Here is a 7,905-nt window from a genome sequence, read left to right as displayed (position 1 = left end):
ATGCAGGTCACCGGGAACTGGATTTAGGTCACAGCTCGACCGTACACTCCGCCGGAACCGGAACCAACGCCCCGTCCTCCCGGCGCTGGTCGAAATGCTTTGTGGCGCAGGCGGTCGAGCACAGCATGCCGGTGTCAGACCAGTACAGCGGCGCATGGTCCTCGTGGCGGAACGCCGGCGCGCCCCAGGCCAAGCCGCATTCCCCGCAAGACGGCGTATTGATGAGCGTCAGTCCAGAGCCTCGGGCGCCGGCTGGATCGTCACGCTCTCGCCGCAGCCGCAGGCGTCGGTTTCGTTGGGGTTGTTGAACACGAACTTCGACGACAGCTTGGTGGTCTCGTAGTCGATCGTGGTGCCGATCAGGAACAGCACGGCCTTGGGATCGATCAGGATGGTCACGCCCTGGTCCTCGACCACCTCGTCGATCGGGCCCTTCTCGGCCGCGTATTCGAAGATGTATTCCGAGCCCGCGCAGCCGCCGTTCTTCACGCCCACGCGCAGGCCCGCATAAGGCTTATCGGCCCGGTCCATGATCTCCTTCACCCGCGCGGCGGCGGCCGGCGTCAGGGTGACGACCTTGGGGCGGGGGCGACGAACGCGAGGGGTTATCGTCGGTGAGATCGTGGCTTCCATATCGCAATCCTACTCTCAACCGCTCATCCCGGCGAATGCCGGGACCCAGATCCCAAGGCGCTGAGGCTGATTGGAAGAGCTCAGCGCTTCTGGCGCCAGCCTCAAAGCCATTCCATCTGGGTCCCGGCATTCGCCGGGATGAGCGGTATTAAACTTTCGAACCGATCAGAACATGTTCAGTTGCAGCTTGGCCTCGTCGCTCATCCGCGAGGGATCCCACGGCGGCTCGAAGACCAGGTCGACATGGCACGACTTGATGCCTTCCAGCTCCATGACCGCGTCGCGGACCCAGCCCGGCAYTTCCCCGGCCACCGGGCAGCCCGGGGCGGTCAGGGTCATGTCGATGGCCACGTCCTTTTCGTCGGACACGTCCACCTTGTAGATCAGGCCCAGCTCGTAGATGTCGACCGGGATTTCCGGGTCGAACACCGTCTTCAGCTTCTCGATCAGCTGGTCGGTCAGCTTGTCGAGTTCGGCCTGCGGGATCTTGGAGACAGCTTGGTCGGTCATGTCGGCTCAACTGAAGAAACTGCGGGCCTTGGCCAGCGCGCTCACGAACGCGTCGGCCTCGTCCAGGGTGTTATATAGGGCGAACGAAGCGCGAGCGCTCGATGTGACGCCGAAACGCTTCATCAGCGGCTCCGCGCAGTGGGTGCCGGCGCGCACGGCCACGCCGTAACGGTCCAGCACCTGGGCCACGTCATGGGCGTGGGCGCCCTCGACCACGAAGCTCAGCACCGCGCCCTTGCCAGGCGCCGTGCCGATGATCCGCACGCCGTTGACGCCGTCCAGCTGATCGACGACCCGTTGATAGAGCGCGTGCTCGTGGGCCAGGGCCGCGTCGCGGTCGATGGTGTTCAGCCAGTCGATGGCCGCACCCAGACCGACGGCCTCGAGGATCGCCGGGGTGCCGGCTTCAAACCGGTGCGGCGGGTCTGCATAGGTGATCTTGTCCATCGACACCGAGCCGATCATCTCGCCGCCGCCCTGATAGGGCGGCAGCGCGGCCAGGCGCTCGGCTTTGCCGTAGAGCACGCCGATGCCGGTGGGGCCGTACAGCTTGTGGCCGGAGAAGACGTAGAAATCGACGTCCAGGGCCTTCACGTCCACTTTGGCGTGGACGATGGCCTGGCAGCCGTCCAGCAGCACCGGCGCGCCGGCCGCATGGGCCAGGCGGACGATCTCGACGGCGTCGTTGATGGTGCCCAGCACGTTCGACATGTGGCTGAGCGCCACCATCCGGGTGCGCTCGTTCAGCAGACCCTTATAGGCCTCCATGTCCAGCCGGCCGTCGTCGGTGACGGGCACGAACTTCAGCACCAGGCCGTAGCGTTCGCGCAGGAAGTGCCACGGCACGATGTTGGCGTGGTGCTCCATCTCGGAGATGAGGATCTCGTCGCCGGCCTTCAGCGAACGGCCGAAGGTGTCGGCGACCAGGTTGACCGCCTCGGTGGCGCTCTTGGTCCAGACGATTTCGGTGGGTTCGGCGTTGATGAACTTCGCGACGGTTTCCCGAGCCTGTTCATAGGCTTGCGTCGTTTCATTGGCGAGCGTGTGCAGGCCGCGATGGACATTGGCGTAGCTGGTGCGGGCCAGGCCCGTCATGGCGTTCAGCACCGCTTCCGGCTTCTGGGCGCTGGCGGCGCTGTCCAGATAGACCAGCGGCTTGCCGTGCACCTGGCGGGCCAGGATCGGGAACTGGGCGCGGATCGCCTCGACGTCGAAGGGCGCGTCAAAAGCCACTAGATCGCCCTCCCCAGCCTGGCGGCGACCCAGGCGGTCGCCACTTCGCGTGCGCCCGCGTGCTCGATGCGCTCGACCACCTCGCCCAGGAAGGCCTGGGTCAGCATGGCGCGGGCCTCGGCTTCGGGAATGCCGCGCTGGCGGGCGTAGAAGATCTGCTCGTCGTCCAGGGCGCCGATGGTGTTGCCGTGGGCGCAGGCGACGTCGTCGGCGAAGATCAGCAGCTCGGGCTTGGCGTCGACCTCGGCCTTGTCCGACAGGATCAGGGCGTGGTGGCCCATGCGGGCGTCGGTCTGGTCGGCGCCGGGCTGGACGACGATTCGGCCCTGGAACACGCCGCGCGCCTGGTCGTCCACGACGCCCTTGGTCAGCTGGCTGGTGATCCCGTCGACGCCGCCGTGGGTGACGACCGTGGTCTGGTCGGCGTGGCGCTGGTTTTCCAGGACGTAGACGCCGTCCAGCCGGACGTTGGCGTGGGCGCCGGGGTGGTTGACGCGGGTCTCGATCCGCTGGCGGCGGGCGCCGGCGGTCAGGACGGTCTGGTTGAAGGTCGCGCCCGGGGCCAGGTCGACCTCGGCGGTGATCACGTCGATGGCCTCGGCATGGTCGTCGATCAGCACGATGCGCTCGACGCGAGCGCCCTCGCCCACCGCGATGTCCAGGGTGACGTCCGAGAAGTAGCCGCCCGCGCGGCCCTCGTGGCTTTCCAGCAGGACCAGGGTGGCGCCCGGCTCGACGACGATCGCGTAGGCGGCGGCGTGGGCCGCGCCCTCGGAGACCGAGACGAAGCGCAGCGCGATGACATCACCCGCGCCGGTCGCGGCGGCATGACGCTGACGGCCGTTGACGAACAGGATCTCGTCGGCGGCCAGGCCGTCGAACGGACCGGCGGCGACGGCGGCGCTCACCGCCGGCGAGACGGGCGGCAAGGTTCGCACCAGGCCGCGCAGATCGGTCCAGCGCCAGTCCTCGTCGCGGCGCGACGGCAGCTGGGTCAGGTCGCCGGTCTTGAGGGCGGAGGCCAGGCTCATCAGGCGGCGACCGTGTACTTGTCGTAGCCTTCGGCCTCGAGCTGCAGGGCCAGCTCCGGGCCGCCCGAGGCGACGATGCGGCCGGCGGCCAGCACGTGGACGCGGTCGGGTTTGATGTAGTCCAGCAGGCGCTGATAGTGGGTGATCACCAGCATGCCGCGATCGGGCGCGCGCAGGGCGTTGACGCCTTCCGACACGATCTTCAGGGCGTCGATGTCCAGGCCGCTGTCGGTCTCGTCCAGGATCAGGAACTTGGGCGACAGCATCGCCATCTGCAGGATTTCCATCCGCTTCTTCTCGCCGCCCGAGAAGCCGACGTTCAGGCCGCGCTTGAGCATGTCGAAGTCGATCTTCAGCGCCGCGGCCTTTTCCTTGGCCAGCTTCAGGAAGGCCGGGGCGGCGATCTCGTCCTCGCCGCGCGCCCGGCGCTGGGCGTTGAGAGCCGTGCGGATGAAGGTCAGAGCCGGCACGCCCGGGATCTCCAGCGGATACTGGAACGACAGGAACACACCCTTGGCGGCCCGCTCGTTGGGCTCCAGGGCCAGCAGGTCCTCGCCGTTCAGCGTGGCCGAGCCCTCGGTGACCTCGTAGCCGCCGCGGCCGGTCAGCACGTACGACAGCGTCGACTTGCCAGCCCCGTTCGGCCCCATGATGGCGTGCACCTCGCCGGCCGGCACGTCCAGCGTGACGCCCTTGAGGATCGGCTTGTCGCCGACATTGGCGTGGAGGTTCTGGATATTAAGCATTGAAGGCCGTGATCTTTTCGAGCGTCTGGAGAGCGAAGGTGGTCGGCTTGCCGGTCAGGGTCGGCGCTTCCCATTCGTGTTCGGGGCTGTAGCAGGCGAGCTTGAGCAGCGTGGTCAGCAACTCCCGCTCGGCGGCGGCGTCGGCATTGCCGCCCGACAGCAGCTTGGCGCTGCGGTCGATCAGCGGCGCGTCGTCGCCGTAGGGGTTGATCCAAGTCCCGTGCGCCGCCTGAAAGGCCAGTTGGCGGGCGTACTTGTATTCCTTGTCGTTCAGGCCGAAGCGGACAGGCGTCATCCCACCGAGCCTTCCAGCGAGATCGCCACCAGCTTCTGGGCTTCGACGGCGAATTCCATGGGCAGTTGCTGCAGCACGTCCTTGACGAAGCCGTTGACCAGCAGGGCCACGGCCTCTTCCTGCGACAGTCCGCGCTGCTGGCAATAGAACAGCTGGTCGTCCGACAGGCGGGTGGTCGTGGCCTCGTGCTCGAACACCGACTGGCCGTTGCGGGCCTCGATATAGGGCACGGTGTGGGCCGCGCAGGTCTTGCCGATCAGCAAGGAGTCGCACTGGGTGAAGTTGCGCGCGCCCTTGGCTTTCGGGTGGGCGGAGACCAGGCCGCGATAGGTGCTGGTCGACTTGCCGGCGCTGATGCCCTTGGCGACGATCCGCGACTTCGTATTGGCGCCCAGGTGGATCATCTTGGTGCCGGTGTCGGCCTGCTGGTGGCCGTTGGTCACGGCGATCGAGTAGAACTCGCCCGACGAGCCCTCGCCGCGCAGCACGCAGGACGGATATTTCCAGGTGATGGCCGAGCCGGTCTCGACCTGGGTCCACGACACCTTGGAGCGGTCGCCGCGGCAGTCGGCGCGCTTGGTGACGAAGTTGTAGATGCCGCCCTTGCCGGTCTCGGGGTCACCCGGATACCAGTTCTGGACGGTGGAGTACTTGATCTCGGCGTCGTCCAGGAGCACCAGCTCGACCACGGCGGCGTGCAGCTGGTTCTCGTCGCGCATCGGGGCCGTGCAGCCCTCGAGGTAAGAGCAATAGGCGCCCTTGTCGGCGATGATCAGGGTCCGCTCGAACTGGCCGCTGTCCTTGGCGTTGATGCGGAAATAGGTCGATAGCTCCATAGGGCAGCGCACGCCCGGCGGGATGTAGACGAACGAGCCGTCGCTGAAGACCGCGCTGTTGAGGCAGGCGAAATAGTTGTCGGACGTCGGCACGACCGAGCCCAGGTACTGCTTGACCAGCTCCGGGTGCTCGCGGATCGCCTCGCTCATCGAGCAGAAGATCACGCCGACCGCCGCCAGCTCCTTCTTGAAGGTGGTGACGACGCTGACGCTGTCGAACACCGCGTCCACGGCGTAGCGCGGCGCGCCGACGACGCCGGCCAGCACTTCCTGCTCCTTCAGCGGGATGCCCAGCTTGGCGTAGACGGCCAGGATGTCGGGATCCACCTCGTCGAGACTGGCGATCCCGGCCTTCTGGGTCGGCGCGGCGTAATAGTAGCTGTCCTGATAGTCGATCTTGGGGAAGTCGACCTTGGCCCAGGTCGGCTCTTCCAGCTCAAGCCAGCGGCGATAGGCGTCCAGACGCCAGTCCAGCATCCACTGGGGCTCGTCCTTCTTGGCCGAGATGAAGCGCACGATGTCCTCGGAGAGGCCCTTGGGGGCGAACTCCTGCTCGATATCGGTCGTGAAGCCGTGCTCGTACTTCTCGAGCGACGCGACGGTATCAATGGTCTCTTTGACCGCGGCCATTACGCCACCTCCCGGCGACGGGCGCCGATACGCGAATAGGCGGCGAGCCAGGCGTCGCCGCAGGAAATCCAGTCTTGCTCGGTCGAGGCCCAGCCGCCGCTGACGCGCAGGGCGAACGGAGCCAGGTCGGACCGGCCCATGGCTTCCACCACGCGGCTGGCCTTGACCTTGCCCGACGAGCAGGCGCTGCCGGCGCTGACCATCACGCCCGCCAGGTCCAGGTTCATCACCTGGATCTGCGAGGCGAAGCCTTCGGCCGCCAAGCACAGGGTTTGCGGAAGGCGCTGAGCGCCCTCCCCGAGCACGACAGCGCCAGCGGCCTTGAGCCGTTCGGCCAAGGCGTCGCGCCATGTGCCTTGATTGGCCATCGAGGGCAAGTCGTGGACGGCCGCTTCCGCCGCCGCGCCGAAGCCGGCGATGCCGGCGACGTTCTCGGTGCCGGCCCTGCGGCCGCGCTCCTGGCCGCCGCCGTGCTGCTGGCGAACGATCGTGGCGCGCGTACCGGCCACCAGCGCGCCGACGCCCTGCGGGCCGCCCAGCTTGTGGGCCGACAGCGCCAGGGTGTCGGCGCCCAGGGCGGTGAAGTCGATGGCGATCTTGCCGGCCGCCTGGACGGCGTCGACATGCAGCCAACCGTCGGCGTCGCGAACCAGGGCGGAAGCCTCGGCCACGGGCTGGATCACACCGGTCTCGTTGTTGGCCAGCATCAGGCAGACCAAGGCGCGGCCTTCGTCGCTGAGCGCCTCTTCCAGCCAATCCAGCCGCGCGACGCCGTCGGCGTCCAGCGGCATCTTCAGGACCTGCAGGCCCGAGGCGGCGGCGGTTTCGAGGACGGCGTCGTGCTCGCCCTCGCTGACGATGATGCGGTTGAAGCCGGCGAAGGCGGCGCTGCCGATGGCCAGGGCGTTGGCTTCCGTGCCGCCGCTGACGAAGGTGACCGAGCCCGGAACGACACCGACCAGATCGGCCACCTGCTTGCGGGCGGTCTCGACCAGGTCGCGCGCGGCCCGGCCGCTGGCGTGCACCGACGAGGGGTTGCCGGCGGTCTCGAAGGCGCGCAGCACCGCGTCCCGCGCCTCGGGGCGGATCGGGGCGGTGGCGTTGTAGTCGAGATAGATCGAGGGCTTGCTCACGCGGCCGCCTGCTCCCCAGCCTTGTTCTRCAGGGCCCGCTCCTTGAGCTTGCCGTTCAGCACGTCGGCGACCGACACGCTGGCCAGGTAGCCGTGGATCTGGCGGCCCATCTCTTCCCAGAGGTCGTGGGTCAGGCACTGGGCGCCGCCGGCCATGCAGCCCTTGGGCGCGCCCTTGGCCTTGCTTCCGGGCTGCGACAGGCCGCAGCGGGTGGCCCGCAGGGGCTCGTCCACGGCCAGGACGATGTCGGCGATGGCGGTGTCGCAGGCCTCGCGGGCCAGGCGGTAGCCGCCGCCCGGACCCCGGGCGCTGACCACCAGCCCCTTGCGGCGCAGGCGGGCGAAGAGCTGCTCGAGATAGGAAAGCGAGATCTGCTGGCGCGCGGCGATCTCGGCCAGGGCCACGGCCCGGCCCTCGGCCTGATCCTGGCGGCGGGCCAGATCGGTCATGGCCATCACCGCGTAGCGTCCCTTGGTGCTCAGGCGCATGCGCCTTATCTCCTTGCGGATTCGCCGCGCATTGGCTTAGGCGTGTGCTACAAGCCGCGACTTCGCGCCCGAGGCTCTTGCGAAAGACCAAGGCGCGCGGTGCGGATTTAGGAAGACCAAGCGCAGCGGTCAAGTATTCCTTCGCCTCTCCCTCCGTTGGGCGGGGCGCAAGGAGCCGACCCCGTCGCCCCTTTTTGGATAGGGACCTTGAATGCCTGACGTGATTTTGACCGGAGCTTCGGGCCGCATCGAGGGCCGCTATTCCCCGGGCAAGACCGACAACGCCCCGATCGCGCTGATCCTGCATCCGCACCCCAAGGCGGGCGGGCACATGAACCACCCGGTCTCGGTGCAGCTGTACCACCTGTTC

9 protein-coding genes and 1 pseudogene are annotated in these 7,905 nt (G+C 67.8%); 1 reads left to right on the top strand and 9 read right to left on the bottom strand.

Annotation, left to right across the window (positions count from 1 at the left end; genetic code table 11):
- Positions 1–228: 228 nt before the first annotated feature.
- From AC1DZ6_RS14000 to AC1DZ6_RS13960, 9 genes are all read right to left on the bottom strand, one after another.
- A complete protein-coding gene (locus AC1DZ6_RS14000) occupies positions 229–633 on the bottom strand; it encodes a HesB/IscA family protein (RefSeq protein WP_477097774.1) in 405 nt (134 codons plus the stop codon).
- Positions 634–798: 165 nt separating this feature from the next.
- A complete protein-coding gene (locus tag AC1DZ6_RS13995) occupies positions 799–1,143 on the bottom strand; it encodes an SUF system Fe-S cluster assembly protein (protein WP_477097773.1) in 345 nt (114 codons plus the stop codon).
- A 6-nt stretch (positions 1,144–1,149) separates the two neighbouring features.
- On the bottom strand, positions 1,150–2,376 hold the full coding sequence (locus AC1DZ6_RS13990; protein WP_477097772.1) for an aminotransferase class V-fold PLP-dependent enzyme: 1,227 nt from the start codon (positions 2,374–2,376) through the stop codon (positions 1,150–1,152).
- Positions 2,376–3,407: a Fe-S cluster assembly protein SufD gene (sufD, locus tag AC1DZ6_RS13985; RefSeq protein ID WP_477097771.1), complete on the bottom strand. Its 1,032-nt coding sequence runs from the start codon at positions 3,405–3,407 to the stop codon at positions 2,376–2,378. The genes AC1DZ6_RS13990 and sufD overlap by 1 nt, the downstream gene beginning before the upstream one ends.
- Positions 3,407–4,153 carry a Fe-S cluster assembly ATPase SufC gene (gene sufC, locus AC1DZ6_RS13980; protein WP_477097770.1) on the bottom strand — a complete coding sequence of 249 codons (747 nt, stop codon included), beginning with the start codon at positions 4,151–4,153 and terminating at the stop codon, positions 3,407–3,409. The genes sufD and sufC overlap by 1 nt, the downstream gene beginning before the upstream one ends.
- Positions 4,146–4,448, bottom strand: coding sequence for a hypothetical protein (locus tag AC1DZ6_RS13975; RefSeq protein WP_477097769.1), 303 nt, complete (start codon positions 4,446–4,448; stop codon positions 4,146–4,148). The genes sufC and AC1DZ6_RS13975 overlap by 8 nt, the downstream gene beginning before the upstream one ends.
- Positions 4,445–5,914 carry a Fe-S cluster assembly protein SufB gene (sufB, locus tag AC1DZ6_RS13970; RefSeq protein ID WP_477097768.1) on the bottom strand — a complete coding sequence of 490 codons (1,470 nt, stop codon included), beginning with the start codon at positions 5,912–5,914 and terminating at the stop codon, positions 4,445–4,447. The genes AC1DZ6_RS13975 and sufB overlap by 4 nt, the downstream gene beginning before the upstream one ends.
- Complete coding sequence (locus AC1DZ6_RS13965) at positions 5,914–7,047, bottom strand: cysteine desulfurase family protein (protein ID WP_477097767.1); 1,134 nt, start codon at positions 7,045–7,047, stop codon at positions 5,914–5,916. Before AC1DZ6_RS13965 ends, sufB begins: the two co-directional genes overlap by 1 nt.
- Complete coding sequence (locus AC1DZ6_RS13960; protein ID WP_477097766.1) at positions 7,044–7,535, bottom strand: Rrf2 family transcriptional regulator; 492 nt, start codon at positions 7,533–7,535, stop codon at positions 7,044–7,046. The genes AC1DZ6_RS13965 and AC1DZ6_RS13960 overlap by 4 nt, the downstream gene beginning before the upstream one ends.
- Before the next feature lie 211 nt (positions 7,536–7,746).
- Between AC1DZ6_RS13960 and AC1DZ6_RS13955 the strand changes: the two are divergent.
- Positions 7,747–7,905 (top strand): annotated as a pseudogene (locus AC1DZ6_RS13955) (alpha/beta hydrolase); the annotation flags it as partial.

Source organism: Caulobacter sp. P1_B12_2, from assembly GCF_056406675.1.
Note: the sequence above shows the minus strand (reverse complement) of the source record. Positions and strands in the feature narration are given on the sequence as shown.